The organism is Haloarcula marina, from assembly GCF_024218775.1.
Taxonomy (GTDB): Archaea; Halobacteriota; Halobacteria; order Halobacteriales; family Haloarculaceae; genus Haloarcula; species Haloarcula marina.
This window is the reverse complement of the sequence record NZ_CP100404.1, coordinates 300,005-313,565: the sequence shown is the minus strand read 5'-3', so window position 1 is coordinate 313,565 and position 13,561 is coordinate 300,005. Positions and strand designations below refer to the sequence as shown.

The following is a 13,561-nucleotide window of genomic DNA, read 5'->3' as shown; positions in this document are numbered from 1 at the left end:
CGTATGACTGTCGAGGCCGTGTTCGAACTGTCGAGCGAGGAGTTACTCTTCGGTGCGCTCCTCGGCGAGTCCGCCTCGCTCACGTTCGAAATCGAGCGGGTAGTACCGACGGGCGGGCAGGTGATGCCGTACGTCTGGGTGAGCGGGGCCGACGTGGACGCGTTCGAGGACATCGCCGACGAGACGCACGATGTCGAGTCAGTTCGCTTGCTGGACCGCGTGGACGACAGCGCGCTGTACCGTATCGAGTGGCGACGTGATACCGAGCAGTTCGTCGCCGGTATCTTCGACACCGGGGGCACCGTCGTCGAGGCCAGCGGGAGTTCCGAGTGGCTGTTTCGCCTCCGGTTCGAGGAGAGCACCGACCTGAGCGCGTTCCAGACGCACTGTCGAGACCACGAGATACAGAGCCACCTCCAGCGCGTCCACAGCGTCACGCAGACGACGACGCCCCAACGGGAGTTCGGCCTCACGGAGGCCCAGTACGAGGCGGTGCTGGCCGCGCACAGAGCCGGATACTTCGAGGTCCCTCGCGGCGTCACCTACGCCGACCTCGCCGAGGAACTCGACATCTCACAGCAGGCCGTCTCGGAGCGAGTGCGGCGCGGCGTGAACAAGATTCTCGGCGAGACGCTGGCGGCGCTTATTTAAACCAGTTGTGTGGTCAGGAGGCGCTGTTTTCAGGGATTACACCGCTAGGGCGACCATGGAAGTGGATAGCGAGCGTGACGACGCCACTGGATGTGACCTCGACAGCTTATTCGGCGTATTGGCCTCCGAGACACGGCGACGGCTACTCGAACATCTGGATGGAGGTCGAGACCCCGTCTCGGTCGAGCGCCTCGCAGTGGCGCTCGCTGGTGACGGCGTCGCGACAGCGGAGCAGATTCAACAGACGCGGGTGTCGCTCCACCACAGACACCTCCCCGCCCTCCACCGGGCCGGACTGGTCGAGTGGGACGACACCAGCGCGACAGTTCAGCCGATAGCCGGGACAGCGGGACCGGATACGACCGTCTTCAGGGCGAACGGCATCAGCGTGACCGTCACGACGCCTTGCCGCCCGGAGCACTGAGGGATTCAGAAATGACCAAACCGAGCGTCGAAGTGGTCGAACTCGTCGCGGACGCGGCGGAGACGGACCCCGTCGAACTCGAACGACCGCTCGCCGACGTTATCGACCCGCGAGCGCTGGATAACCTGTTCGACGGGCGAGCGACGGTGGGTGAAGTGTCGTTCGTCTTCTACGAATACGAGGTGACGGTCACCGCCGACGGCGACGTCGACGTCGAATCGGTGGCGTGACCGGCGAGAAACGGTATATAAACCCACCACGGTAACCAGTCACACACCGTCTCGGAGGGTCGCAGTGCGGCGATACCTCTACCGGCACAACAAGCTTTATATAGAATCACATTCAATCATCGTTTGACTATGGCTCAACAGCAGATGGGCAACCAGCCCATGATCGTACTTTCCGAGGAGTCCCAGCGCACCTCTGGGAAGGACGCACAGTCCATGAACATCACGGCCGGGACGGCCGTGGCCGAGGCGGTGCGGACGACACTCGGTCCGAAGGGCATGGACAAGATGCTCGTCGACAACTCGGGGTCCGTCGTCGTCACGAACGACGGCGTCACCATCCTCGACGAGATGGACATCGAACACCCCGCGGCCAACATGATCGTCGAAGTCGCCCAGACCCAAGAGGACGAGGTGGGCGACGGGACGACGACGGCCGTCGTCATCGCCGGTGAACTCCTCTCGAAGGCCGAGGAACTCCTCGACCAGGACATCCACGCCACGATTCTGGCGCAGGGATACCGACAGGCCGCCGAGAAGGCCAAGGAGATTCTCGAAGAGAACGCCATCGACGTCGACGCCGACGACACCGAGACGCTGGAGAAGGTCGCTGGCACGGCCATGACCGGCAAGGGCGCGGAGTCCTCGAAGGACGTGCTGGCGGAACTCGTCGTCCGCGCGGCCCAGTCCGTCGCCGAGGACGGCCTCGTCGACACGGACAACATCCAGATCGAGACGGTCGTCGGTGGCTCCACCGACGAGTCCGAACTCGTCGAGGGCGTCATCGTGGACAAGGAGCGCGTCCACGACAACATGCCCTTCGCCGTCGAGGACGCCGACATCGCCCTGCTCGACACCGCTATCGAGGTCCCCGAGACGGAACTCGATACCGAGGTCAACGTCACCGACCCCGACCAGCTTCAGCAGTTCCTCGACCAGGAAGAGGCACAGCTGAAGGAGATGGTCGACAAGCTCGCCGAGTCCGGTGCCGACGTGGTCTTCTGCCAGAAGGGCATCGACGACATGGCCCAGCACTACCTCGCACAGGAGGGCATCCTCGCGGTGCGCCGCGCGAAGAAGTCCGACATCGAGGCCCTCTCGCGCTCGACCGGCGCGCGCATCGTCTCGAACATCGACGACATCACCGAGGATGACCTCGGCTTCGCTGGCTCCGTCGCACAGAAGGACATCGCGGGCGACGAGCGCATCTTCGTCGAGGAAGTCGAAGACGCCAAGGCCGTCACGATGATTCTCCGCGGCGGCACCGAACACGTCGTCGACGAAGTCGAGCGCGCCATCGAGGACTCGCTCGGCGTCGTCGCCGCCACGCTGGAGGACGGCAAGGTCCTGCCCGGCGGCGGTGCCCCCGAGACCCAGCTCGCGCTGGGCCTGCGTGACTACGCCGACTCCGTCGGGGGGCGCGAACAGCTCGCCGTCGAGGCGTTCGCCGACGCCATCGACGTCATCCCGCGCACGCTCGCGGAGAACGCGGGTCACGACCCCATCGACTCGCTCGTGGACCTCCGCAGCAAGCACGACGGCGGAGCCGTCACCTCTGGTCTCGACGCCTACTCCGGCGAAATCGTCGACATGGAAGAAGACGGCGTCGTCGAACCGCTGCGCGTGAAGACGCAGGCCATCGAGTCCGCCACCGAGGCGGCCGTGATGATTCTGCGCATCGACGACGTCATCGCCGCTGGCGACCTGAAGGGTGGCCAGGGCGACGACGACGAAGACGAAGGCGGCCCCGGCGGCCCCGGCGGCGCGCCCGGCGGCATGGGCGGCGGCATGGGCGGCATGGGCGGCGGCATGGGCGGCATGATGTAAGCTCGGTTCCGGCTACATCACCCCATTCACGACCCCCTCGGCCCACACTCGTTTCGTAGCGATTTCCGACCGTTTTCCGGACGATACGTGACGGCGGTAGCATCCGCCTACCGACCGTGACAGTCGAGATATAATTCATTCCGTCCGAGCAATACGTTGGGTATTTCAGGTATGTTTGTCGCACGTTAGCACGGTCGAGTGGTAACCACAGCTAACAGAGTTCGGAACAAGAAACGCATAGCGGGAATGTGACGCGTAGCAGGTGGTAAATAGAGCTTTTCCCACGGGCGAGTAGGCTCAGCCATGTCCAGATGGTGGACACGGACGAAACAGGGTGACAGCGAATGTCGGTGATGACGTGGTTCAGGGACGCACTGCGGGACCCAGAGGGCTATATTATCTACGAGTGTCGCCTCTGTGGTGCCTCGACCGACCAGTGGCAGCGAGCGTGTGACCAGTGCGGGTCCGGCGAGATAGCGCGGTACGAACTCTGACGCCTCGGCGGCCGCGTCGGCGCGGCCGCGACGGCATCGAAATTCGAAAGGATTGTTCTCCCCCCACGACGACTCACGACCGTGTCACTGCTGGGAATCTTCGCGACGGCCATTCTCCCCGTGGTCGGCGTCGCGGCCGTCGGGTTCCTCCTGGGCCGGTACGAGGGCGTCGACCCCGACGCGCTCAACACGGTGACGGTGTACGTTCTCGCACCGGCGCTGGTCGTCCACAGCCTCACGACCTCCGAGTTGGCGGGCGGGACTATCCTCCAGGTGGTCGTCGCCGTCCTCGGTTTCACCGCGGCGATGCTCGGCGTCGCCGAACTCGTCGGTCGCCTGTGGGGCCAGACCGAACCCCTGTTGGGCGCGTTCGTCCTCGCCATCGCCTTCCCGAACACGGGCAACTACGGCATCCCACTAGCCGACTTCGCCTTCGGCGCGACCGGCCGGAGCGTCGCCGTGTTGGTGACCGCGTTGCAGGGCGTGATGCTCTACACCGTCGGCATCTACGTCGCCGCACGCGGGACGGGAACCGACCCACTGGCGGACATGCGACGGGTGTTCGGCGTCCCCCTCGTGTACGCCGTCGTGGTCGCGCTTGCCGTCCGATGGCTGGGCGTCGTCCCGCCCGAATCCTCGACGCTGATGCAGACGCTCGCGTTGCTCGGCAACGCCTCCATCCCCGTGATGTTGCTCATCCTCGGCATCCAACTGTCCTCCGTCGACGGAACGGCGGCGGTTCGCCCGGTCGGCGCGGCCAGCGGGATGCGACTCCTCCTCGCGCCCGTCGTCGCCACCGCGGCCGTCCTGCTGGTGGGCTTCTCGAACTCGACCGTCGCCCGTGTCCTCGTCTTGCTGTTGGCGACGCCGACGGGGGTGACGACGCTCATCCTCGTCGGCGCGTTCAGCAGCGACCGCGACGGTATCTCGCCCGGCGAGTTCGTGAGCGCCACGGTGTTGGTGACGACGCTCGCGAGCGTCGTGACGGTGACACTGCTGGTCGCCGCGTTGCAGTCCGGCGCCGTGGTGTGAGTCAGTCGAGGGACTGGACCAGTCGCCAACAGTCCCGGCGCACCGCCGCGGCCGTCTCGTAGCGCCGGAGTTTGTCCTTGGCCGTCGCCTTCGCGACGATGTCGTCGACGCCGTCGGGAAGCCGCGGGTTTACCTCGGTCGGGGCGGGCGGCCGCGCTTCGAGGACGCGCCGACGGACGGCGTCGTAGTCGCCGGTGAAGGGTGGCCGTCCGGTCAGCAGTCGGTAGCAGACGGCTCCGAGCGCGTACACGTCGGTCGCGGCGTCGATACTGCCGTACTCCCGCGAGAAGTACTCGGGGGCGGCGTAGCGGGGGTCCAGATACGCCGACGGTTCGAAGTGGGCGCGCACGGCGTCCATCAGGCCGACGTTGTCGAGTCGCGGCGCGGGCAGACCGTCGATGCTCGTCGCCGGGTAGACGACGGCTTTCGGGTCGAGGCCGCCGTGGACGACACCGTTGTGGTGGCAGTTCGCGAGCGCCCCGGCGAGATGCGTCGCCTCGCGGAGGCCCCGTTCGACGCTGGGGCGGCCCCGGTCGGCCAGCGACCCGTCCAGATACGGCGTCGCGACCCACGGCCGGGGATAGTCGCCCCAGTCGTGGACGGTCACGACGCCGTCGTGGTCGGTGACGCCCTCCCACTGGGCGAGCGTTTCGGCGACGCTGGCGGCGAACTGCGTGCGGGCGTCGGCCCCGTCGGGCAGGTCGAACAGGCGGAGCGCCACGCCACGTTCCTCGCCGTCTAAGGTGGCGTGGGTCCGCAGGACCGACCCGTAGCGGACCGCCTGCTCCGGTTCGACCACGGTGAGGTCGTCGAACGCGCCGAGGAGGCTGATGGCCCGGAAGGCGCGGGACTGCTCGGCCCGGGCGAGTCGGTCGCGGCGGTCGATAGCCGCGGGGTCTCCGCGCCGCTCTCGCTCGGCGGCGCGGTCGGGGTCGGGGTCGGCCGCTGGCCTCTCGACCGTGCCCGCTCGCTGGGCGACACCGGGGCCAGGGTCGCGCACGTCGTCGGTCTCGACCACCTGCCGGACCGCGCCCGCGACGTCGGTCCCGCCGTCCGCCAGTTCGGTGAACGACCAGCCGTCGGTGTCGGCGATGGCCGCCCGTACCGAACGACCGGCGGCGCAGTCGTCGAGCGCCGCCCGAACCGCCGCCCGGTCGTCGTCGGCCAGCGTCGCCAGCGTCCGCAGGAACGGGCGGCGGTCCTCGGCGTCGGACAGGCGTTCGACCAAGCGAGTGGCGAGCGGTCGGGTCACCGACGAATCGGCGTCCGCGAGGAGGCACAGCGCGCGGGCGGCCTCCCGGCCGGTCTCGCCGTCGAGCGCGTCCAAGAGCGGGCGTCCGAACACCGAGAGGAGCGCCTCGCGTCCCTCGTCGCGCTCTCCGGCCCGACGGCCCGTAGACATATCTGTCCGGTTGCGGGCCAGTCACCATGAACATACGTCAGACGACCGTCACACGGCCGAGCGGGTCAGTCGTCGGCGATGGTGGCGTCGGGACCGCCCCGCGGGTCGGCGTCGCGCCACGTCCCGCGGAGGAACCACGCGAGGGCGATACCGGCCGCGAGGACGTTCGAGATGCCGAAGGCGAGCCAGATGCCTTGCTCGGCCAGCGAGAAGGCGAAGAGGTCGACGATTGACTGCCCGAGCCACGCCGGGACCACGACCGGCCGCGAGGCGACCCACGCGATCGGCACGCGGATGACCCCGAGCATGAGGACCGCGAGCGCCGCCGACGTGAGAGTCTTGCCAGCCCCGCGGAATCCGCCGGAGTAGGCGCGAACGACGCCGATGAATCCGAAGGTGGGCGCGACCCACTGGAGGAACTCCGCGCCGACTTTCACGACGGCCGGGTCGTCGCTGAACACGCTGACGACAGCGGGCGCGGCGAAGATGGTGACCGCGCCGAGCGCCGTCAAGACGACGAACGACACTTTCGCGGCGAAGTGGTTCGCCTTCGCCGCGCGGTCCGGCCGGTCGGCCCCGAGGTTCTGCCCGGTCATCGTCTCGACGCCGCGGTCCATCGCGATGGCGGGCATGAACACGAGCGAGAAGATGCGGATGCCGACGCCGAAGGCGGCGACCACCGTCACGGAGAACGTCCCGACGATGAACAGCATCACGTTGACCGACAGCGCCCGGCCGGTCCCTTCGACCGAGGCCGGAATCCCCAGCGCGAGCAGTTTCTTCAGATAGCCGAAGTCCGGGACCATGTCGGCCGGGTTGATTTGGATGCCCCGGTTGCCACGGAGCATGATGGCGATGCCGACGATGAACGCCAGCCCTCGCGAGAAGATGGTCGCGACGGCCGCGCCGACGACGCCCATCTCGGTGAAGGGGCCCCACCCGAAGATGAGGAACGGGTCCAAGACGATGTTCAGGACGACGGTCCCGAACATCACGAGCATCGGCGTGATGGTGTCGCCCGACCCGCGCATCAGCGAGATGAACACGAAGAAGCCGAACATCGTCGTCAGGCCGAGCGAGACCACCTGTAAGTAGCCCGTCGCGCCCGGCAGGACCTGCTGGGAGGCCCCGAGCAGTCGCAGGAAGTCCTCGACGAAGAAGAAACCGACCGTCCCCAGAAAGAGGGACGCGGCGACGGCGAACGTCAGCGTCTGCGAGGCGGCGTACTCGGCCTTCTCGGGTTCCTCGGCGCCGGTGTGCTGGGCGACGAGGACGCTCCCGGCCACCGAGAGGCCCATCCCCAGCGAGATGAGCAGGAAAATCATCGGGAACGCGAAGGAGATGGCCGCCAGCGCCGTCGTGCTGTACTGGCCCAACCAGAACGTATCGGCCAGGTTGTACGCAACCTGCAAGAGGTTCGTGATGACGATGGGAAAGGAGAGGTACAGCAGGGGCTTCCCGATGGGGCCGCTGGTGAGTTCCAGTTCCTCCTGCCCTTTGAACAGGCTCCCGATGCGGGCGAGTATCCCGTCGCTCACGCCTCGACCTCTTGTGTGTCGGCCAGCAGGTGCGTCTCGACGTACTCGGTGAGCATCCGGCGGGTACACTCGGTTGGACGGCCGGCGGTGACGCGCTCAGTCGCCGCGCCGGTCAGGACGGTGACGACGAACCGCGCGGTGTCTTCGGAGTCCATCTCCGGGTCGAACGTGCCGTCGTCGATGCCCGCTTCGAGGATGTCGGTCAGGCGGTCGACCAGATAGTCGTCGAACCGCGTCAGGCGCTCGCGAAAGCCCGGTTCGTAGGGGGCCTGTGCGCGGATTTCGAGGATGGCGGTTCCGAACTGCTCGCTGTCGTCGTCCGGTTTATCCAGTACGGCGTCGACGAGTGCGAGGAGTCGTTCGTGGGAGTCCGCGTCGTCCACGTCGGCCGTGCGCTCAACGAAACCGTCGTAGAGGTACTCCAAGAACGCACACAGCAGGTCGTGTTTGCTGTCGTAGTGGTAGTGCAGCGCCGCTTTGCTCTTCGCCGACTCGTCGGCGATGTCCTGCATCGTCAGGTCGGCGTAGCCGTGGGCACACAGCGCGCGATACGTCGCGCCCATGATGTCCTCGGAGGGGTCGCCGTCGCTCATTAGTAGTAACTAACTGACTGGTCAGTCAAGTACCCATCGGTTCGGTCGACCGGCGGGATTCGACCCGGAGAAGCGGCGGGGCTATTCGAGGTCGAGTTCGAACTGCTCGTGTTCGCTCGCGGTGTTGAGCACGACCGAGGTGTTCGACTCCTTGATTTCGGGGTCGGTGAGCAGTTGTTTGATTTGGGCGTTCATCCCGTCGGTGTCGGTGAACTTCCCGACGGCGATGATGTCGTAGTCGCCGGTGACCTCGTAGACGGACATCATCTGCTTGTGCTGTTTGAGGTCCTCGGTCACGTCGGGCAGTGAAGACCCTTCGACTTTCAGTTGGATGATGGCCGTCACGTCGTACCCGAGCGCGTCGTAGTCGACTTTCGGTGTGTAGCCGTTGATGATACCGTCGTCTTCGAGCGCCGAGAGATGGTTCGAGACGGTCGTTACCGACACGTCGAGGTCTTCTCCGAGGCTCCGAAGACTGGCGCGCCCATCCCCCAGAAGGGCATTCACTAGCTTGCGGTCGAGATTTTCGTACGTCATTACACTCACACAGGCCCTCGGGGGATTAGAATTTTACGAACGTCCAACTGCGAGCGAGGAGTCCGGAATCCTTGCGTAAAACGGCAGTATTTTAGTAGTAGCAATGCTCGTACCCTCTGTCTAAAGATGACAAGCGAACTCTCGGCTGAGGCACAGGAGGTACTCGACGAAATCGAAGAGGAGAACGTCGACTTCCTGCGACTTCAGTTCACGGACATTCTCGGAACAGTCAAGAACGTCTCGATTACGGCCGACCAGGCCGAGAAGGCCTTCACCGAAGGCATCTACTTCGACGGGTCGTCCATCGACGGCTTCGTCCGTATCCAGGAGTCCGACATGCGTCTGGACCCGGACCCGTCGACGTTCGCCGTCCTGCCGTGGCGCGAGAACGTCGAGGGCGGTTCCAGCGCTCGACTCATCTGTGACGTCATCAACACGTCGACCGGCGAACCGTTCTCCGGCGACCCGCGTGGTGTCCTGAAAGACGCCATCGACCGCGCCGAGGACCTCGGCTACGAGGTCAACGCCGCCCCCGAACCCGAGTTCTTCCTGTTCGAGGAGGACGAGGACGGCCGCGCGACGACGAAGACCAACGACGCCGGTGGCTACTTCGACCTCGCGCCGAAGGACCTCGCCTCCGACGTGCGCCGTGACATCATCTACGGCCTCGAGGCGATGGACTTCAACATCGAAGCCTCCCATCACGAGGTCGCACAGGGCCAGCACGAGATCAACTTCACGTACGACGACGCCCTGACCACGGCCGACAACGTCGCCACCTTCCGGTCCGTCGTTCGCGCCATCGCGGCCGAGCACGACCTCCACGCGACGTTCATGCCCAAGCCCATCCCGCGCATCAACGGCTCCGGGATGCACACCCACATCTCGCTGTTCACCGAGGACGGCGAGAACGCGTTCCACGACGAGGACGACGAGTTCAACCTCAGCGACACGGCCAAGAGCTTCGTCGCCGGTATCCTCGAGCACGCGCCCGCCATCACGGCCGTCACCAACCCGACCGTGAACTCCTACAAGCGACTCGTCCCCGGCTACGAGGCACCCGTCTACGTCGCGTGGTCCGACCGCAACCGCTCCGCGCTCATCCGCAAGCCGGCCGCTCGCACCCCGGCCGCCTCGCGTATCGAGGCTCGCTTCCCCGACCCCTCGTGTAACCCGTACCTCGCGTTCGCCGCGCTCATCCACGCCGGTCTGGACGGCATCGAGAAGGACCTCGAATGCGACGACCCGGTCCGCGAGAACATCTACGAGTTCGACGAGGCAAAGCGCGAGGAGTACGGCATCACCACGCTGCCCGAGAACCTCGGCGAGGCCGTCGACGCGCTCGAAGAGGACGAAGTCGTCAGCGACGCGCTGGGCGAACACGTCTTCGAGAACTTCGTCGAAGCCAAGCGCCAGGAACACAAGGAGTACCTCGTCGACGTTTCCCAGTGGGAACTCGACCAGTACCTCGAGAAGTTCTAAGCGCGACCACCGAACCGAGTACCATTTTTTCCGGCGCGTCACGGCGAGCGACTGTGCTCACGCCGGGACGAACGAGAGCGAGAGAGACAGACCGAGAAAGCCAGTTAGCTACGCCAGTCGCGGGCCTTCTCGACGAGTCGCCCGGGCAGGCCGGTGACCCGGAACGTGACGCCGACGACGAGCATCACGACGTACAGGCCGAGCGTCGCCAGCCAGATGACGAGCATCGCCAGCACGGCCCACAGCCCCTGGTCCTGTAAGTAGTAGAACGCGCCAAGGGTCATCAGCGTCCCGTACAGCAAGACGACGTAGGGGCCCCACCCGCGGGCGTGGCCCCGGCGCATCCGCCGCCGGACGTACTGTTTGAGGTCGGCTTTCACCTCGTCGCGGTGGAGCGTGCGGTCCTCCACGTCGTCGCGGAACGACTCGAACTCCTCGCGTAACTGTGCGAGTTCCTCGTCGGTCAGGTCGTCACCACCGGCCGTCGCGTCGGCGTCCCCGTCCGGCGGTGGCGTCTCACCCGACACTCGGTCGGCGTCCTCACTCATCGCTTTGCCGGACACTCGAAGCGAGTCGTGTTGTAACTGCCGGTCCCTGCCGCCCGAGAGGACGACGTTGAACGCCGCGCCGACGAGCAGTATCTGTCCGGCGAAGTAGAACCACGTCACCAACAGGAGCGCCCCGCCGATGACACCGTACAGTTGGTAGCTCCCGGCCTGGGAGGCGTAGACGCCGAAGGCCGTCCCGAGCAGGGTCCAGCAGACTGCCGCGAGGACGGCCCCCGGGGCCGCCTCGCGAACGCGCATCTCCGTGTCAGGGAAGACGTAGTACAGCGGCAGGAACGCGACGGTGAGGACGGGGACGAGCGCCACGCCACCGAGCGCGACGCTGACGCCGAGCAGTGCGCCGAGCGATCCGAGGACGAACAACCCGGCGAGCGCCAGTCCGATGCCCGCGAGCGCCGAGAGCGCGTCGACCAACTGCGCGACGAACGAGTCGTCACCGGCCGTGCCGTAGAGTTCCGAGAAGGCGATGTCGAGGCCGCGGAACACCTTCAGCGCCCCCCAAGTGGTCACGCCGAGACCGAGCACCGTCGCGCCGCCTCGCCCCGCACTGCTCGTCAGGGCGTCGCCGAGGAGGTCCGCCGCCGCCGGTGAGAGCGCCGCGCCGACGGCCCCGACCACCCGCGCGGCGAACGCCTCGCCGCCGAGTATCGACCCGACGACGAGCGCCAACAACAACAACGGGAGCACGGAGATGAACATGTAGTAGGCGATGCTGGCGGCGAGAAACGACACCTGGTCCTCGCGGACGATATGGACGAGGTCCCGAACGACAGTGACGGCGCGATTGCGGTCCACAGCGGCATGTCGGACGGCTGGTACATATATCTCTGCGACCCGACTCAGTCGTCCAGCGCGGCGTCGGGCCGATACGACCGACTCACCACGCGCCACCGTCCGGAGACGAACCGGTAGTACGTGATAGCGGCGGGGACGGCCGTCTCCGCCAGCAGGGACGCATACAGCGCCAGGACGCCGATAGCGGGGACGAGGATGCCCACGTAGGCGATGGGGAGCGCGAACAGATACATCCCGGCCAGTTGGGAGTACAGCGGCCAGCGGGTGTCGCCACTGGCCCTGAGCGGTCCCGTCGCACCGCCGTCGACGCCGCGGAAGACGACGCTGACGCAGGCGACGGCGACGAACACCGTCACGAGGCCGAGCACCGCCACGTCGTCGACGAACAGGCGTCCGACCTGCCGCGAGAAGGGGAGCAGACCGAGGGCGACGACGAGATAGACGCCGACACCGAGACGGAGGACGGTGCTGGCCCACGCCGTCGCCTCGCGTTCGTCGTTCTCGCCGAGGGCCTGGCCGACGAGACTGCTGGAGGCGAGACTCAGGCCCCAGTTGGGGGTGTCAAGCAGGGCGCGGACCCGCAGGGCGACGACGTACGCCGAGACGACGGTCGGGCCGAACAGGCCGACGATGAACAGGCGAGGGAACTGCGCGCCGGTGCGGGCGAGGTTCGTCCCGACCAGCGGCGTCCCCATCTCGGCGAGGTCACGGGCCAGCGAGCGGTCGAGGAACGGTCGCGAGAGCGGGATTCGGACGGGAAAATCCACGCCGGGGAGGCCGCCGCGGGCGAACCCGACGACGAAAGCGATGGCGACGACGACGTTCGCGACGACGGTGCCGATGGCCGCGCCGACGACGCCCATCCCGAGGCCGAAGACGAGGACGGCGTTGATGGCGATGTTGAGGAGCGCGCCGCCGCCGCGTAAGACCATCGGCGCGTAGGCGTCGTCGGCCCCGACGAGCGTGCGACTGCCGACGAGGTTCAGCGCGGCGAACGGGGCCCCGAGCGCGACCACCTTCAGGTAGCGCTCGCCGTAGGCCACGGCGTCGGTTCCGGAGCCGACGAGGTCGACTAGGAAACCGGGGACGACCCAGTAGACGACCGCCAGGGGGAGCGTGAGGGCGAGGACGACGGCGGCGCTGGTCGTGACCGTCAGCGCCAGTTCGTCGCGGGCGTCGGCCCCGAACCGCTGGGACACCATCCCGATGGTCGCTCCGGCGACGCCCGCGCCGAGCGCGAAGGAGAGGTTCCAGAAGGGGGTGGCGAAACCGACGCCCGCGATGGCCGTCGGGCCGAGCGCCAGTCCCACCATCGCCACGTCGGCCGTCGACTTCGACATCCGAGCGAGGCCCGTGACGATGCGGGGCCACGAGAGGTCCGTCGCCCGTGTGATACGCTCACGGTCGACGAGGCCGACGCGAGCGAGGAGGCCTCCGACGAGCAAGAGGATGCCGCGGACGGGGTTGTACCGGGACGACACGCACACGCCCTTGAGGGCGGACTCTGATATGGGTTACAACTCCGGGTCACACAGGGTTTATAGCCGGGCCACTCCACCGGCGAGACAGAGACATGAACACGGAGATGGCTATCCGGTCGGGGACGATGCAGGTGACGGCGCTGTTGCTCGTCGCCTCGGGCCTGTTGCTCGCGCTGGGATTCGCCGGTGTCCCAGCGTCGGTCCCGCTGGTCGGCCTGCTCCTCGCGTTCGCCGTCGGCCTCTACCTCACCCGCCCGGACGGGGGCGAGTTCGGCTACGTCGTCGGCCTCGACGTGGATAGCCTGCTGGAGTCGCTGTGGTTAGCCCCCGCTATCGCCGCCGTGCCCCTGTTGTTCGAACTCGGCGCGACCCCAGAGGAAGTGCAGGCGCTGGGCGGACTGCTGGGACTGGCCGGGATGGTGAACTACTTCCTCCGGCCGCTGTACCTCCTGCTGTACAGCGTCGTCTCGTCGCTCAGCGGCGACAGCGGTCCAAAATCGGCCGACCGCTAA

At 66.9% G+C, this 13,561-nt stretch carries 14 protein-coding genes; 8 read left to right on the top strand and 6 right to left on the bottom strand.

What is annotated here, in order from left to right; translation table 11 throughout:
* Nucleotides 1-3 precede the first annotated feature (3 nt).
* From NJQ44_RS01615 to NJQ44_RS01590, 6 genes are all read left to right on the top strand, one after another.
* A complete protein-coding gene (locus tag NJQ44_RS01615; RefSeq protein ID WP_254272937.1) occupies nucleotides 4-651 on the top strand; it encodes a helix-turn-helix domain-containing protein in 648 nt (215 codons plus the stop codon).
* A gap of 55 nt (nucleotides 652-706) precedes the next feature.
* Nucleotides 707-1,075, top strand: coding sequence for a DUF7344 domain-containing protein (locus tag NJQ44_RS01610; protein WP_254272936.1), 369 nt, complete (start codon nucleotides 707-709; stop codon nucleotides 1,073-1,075).
* 11 nt (nucleotides 1,076-1,086) lie between these two features.
* On the top strand, nucleotides 1,087-1,305 hold the full coding sequence (locus NJQ44_RS01605) for a HalOD1 output domain-containing protein (RefSeq protein WP_254272935.1): 219 nt from the start codon (nucleotides 1,087-1,089) through the stop codon (nucleotides 1,303-1,305).
* A gap of 144 nt (nucleotides 1,306-1,449) precedes the next feature.
* Nucleotides 1,450-3,129 carry a thermosome subunit alpha gene (gene thsA, locus NJQ44_RS01600; protein ID WP_254274364.1) on the top strand — a complete coding sequence of 560 codons (1,680 nt, stop codon included), beginning with the start codon at nucleotides 1,450-1,452 and terminating at the stop codon, nucleotides 3,127-3,129.
* Nucleotides 3,130-3,482: 353 nt separating this feature from the next.
* The gene (locus tag NJQ44_RS01595) at nucleotides 3,483-3,623 is read left to right on the top strand and encodes a DNA repair protein RadA (protein WP_254272934.1); all 141 of its coding nucleotides are present in this window, start codon (nucleotides 3,483-3,485) and stop codon (nucleotides 3,621-3,623) included.
* Nucleotides 3,624-3,704: 81 nt separating this feature from the next.
* Entirely contained in the window at nucleotides 3,705-4,655 is a 951-nt protein-coding gene (locus NJQ44_RS01590; protein ID WP_254272933.1) for an AEC family transporter, read from the top strand.
* A 1-nt stretch (nucleotide 4,656) separates the two neighbouring features.
* On the opposite strand, the gene NJQ44_RS01585 is transcribed toward NJQ44_RS01590, so the two are convergent.
* From NJQ44_RS01585 to lrp, 4 genes are all read right to left on the bottom strand, one after another.
* Complete coding sequence (locus NJQ44_RS01585; RefSeq protein ID WP_254272932.1) at nucleotides 4,657-6,057, bottom strand: protein kinase domain-containing protein; 1,401 nt, start codon at nucleotides 6,055-6,057, stop codon at nucleotides 4,657-4,659.
* A gap of 65 nt (nucleotides 6,058-6,122) precedes the next feature.
* On the bottom strand, nucleotides 6,123-7,595 hold the full coding sequence (locus NJQ44_RS01580) for an MATE family efflux transporter (RefSeq protein ID WP_254272931.1): 1,473 nt from the start codon (nucleotides 7,593-7,595) through the stop codon (nucleotides 6,123-6,125).
* Complete coding sequence (locus tag NJQ44_RS01575) at nucleotides 7,592-8,188, bottom strand: TetR/AcrR family transcriptional regulator (RefSeq protein WP_254272930.1); 597 nt, start codon at nucleotides 8,186-8,188, stop codon at nucleotides 7,592-7,594. Before NJQ44_RS01575 ends, NJQ44_RS01580 begins: the two co-directional genes overlap by 4 nt.
* 81 nt (nucleotides 8,189-8,269) lie before the next feature.
* A complete protein-coding gene (gene lrp / locus NJQ44_RS01570) occupies nucleotides 8,270-8,725 on the bottom strand; it encodes an HTH-type transcriptional regulator Lrp (RefSeq protein WP_254272929.1) in 456 nt (151 codons plus the stop codon).
* A 126-nt stretch (nucleotides 8,726-8,851) separates the two neighbouring features.
* Between lrp and glnA the strand changes: the two genes are divergently transcribed.
* Entirely contained in the window at nucleotides 8,852-10,207 is a 1,356-nt protein-coding gene (gene glnA / locus NJQ44_RS01565) for a type I glutamate--ammonia ligase (RefSeq protein ID WP_254272928.1), read from the top strand.
* A gap of 104 nt (nucleotides 10,208-10,311) precedes the next feature.
* Here glnA and NJQ44_RS01560 read toward each other — a convergent pair whose 3' ends face one another.
* Both NJQ44_RS01560 and NJQ44_RS01555 read right to left on the bottom strand, forming a co-directional pair.
* On the bottom strand, nucleotides 10,312-11,568 hold the full coding sequence (locus NJQ44_RS01560; protein WP_254272927.1) for a YihY/virulence factor BrkB family protein: 1,257 nt from the start codon (nucleotides 11,566-11,568) through the stop codon (nucleotides 10,312-10,314).
* Nucleotides 11,569-11,612: 44 nt separating this feature from the next.
* Nucleotides 11,613-13,049, bottom strand: coding sequence for an MATE family efflux transporter (locus tag NJQ44_RS01555; RefSeq protein WP_254272926.1), 1,437 nt, complete (start codon nucleotides 13,047-13,049; stop codon nucleotides 11,613-11,615).
* A gap of 92 nt (nucleotides 13,050-13,141) precedes the next feature.
* Here NJQ44_RS01555 and NJQ44_RS01550 point away from each other — a divergent pair, with 92 nt between their 5' ends.
* Nucleotides 13,142-13,561, top strand: a complete 420-nt coding sequence (locus NJQ44_RS01550) for a hypothetical protein (RefSeq protein WP_254272925.1) — start codon at nucleotides 13,142-13,144, stop codon at nucleotides 13,559-13,561.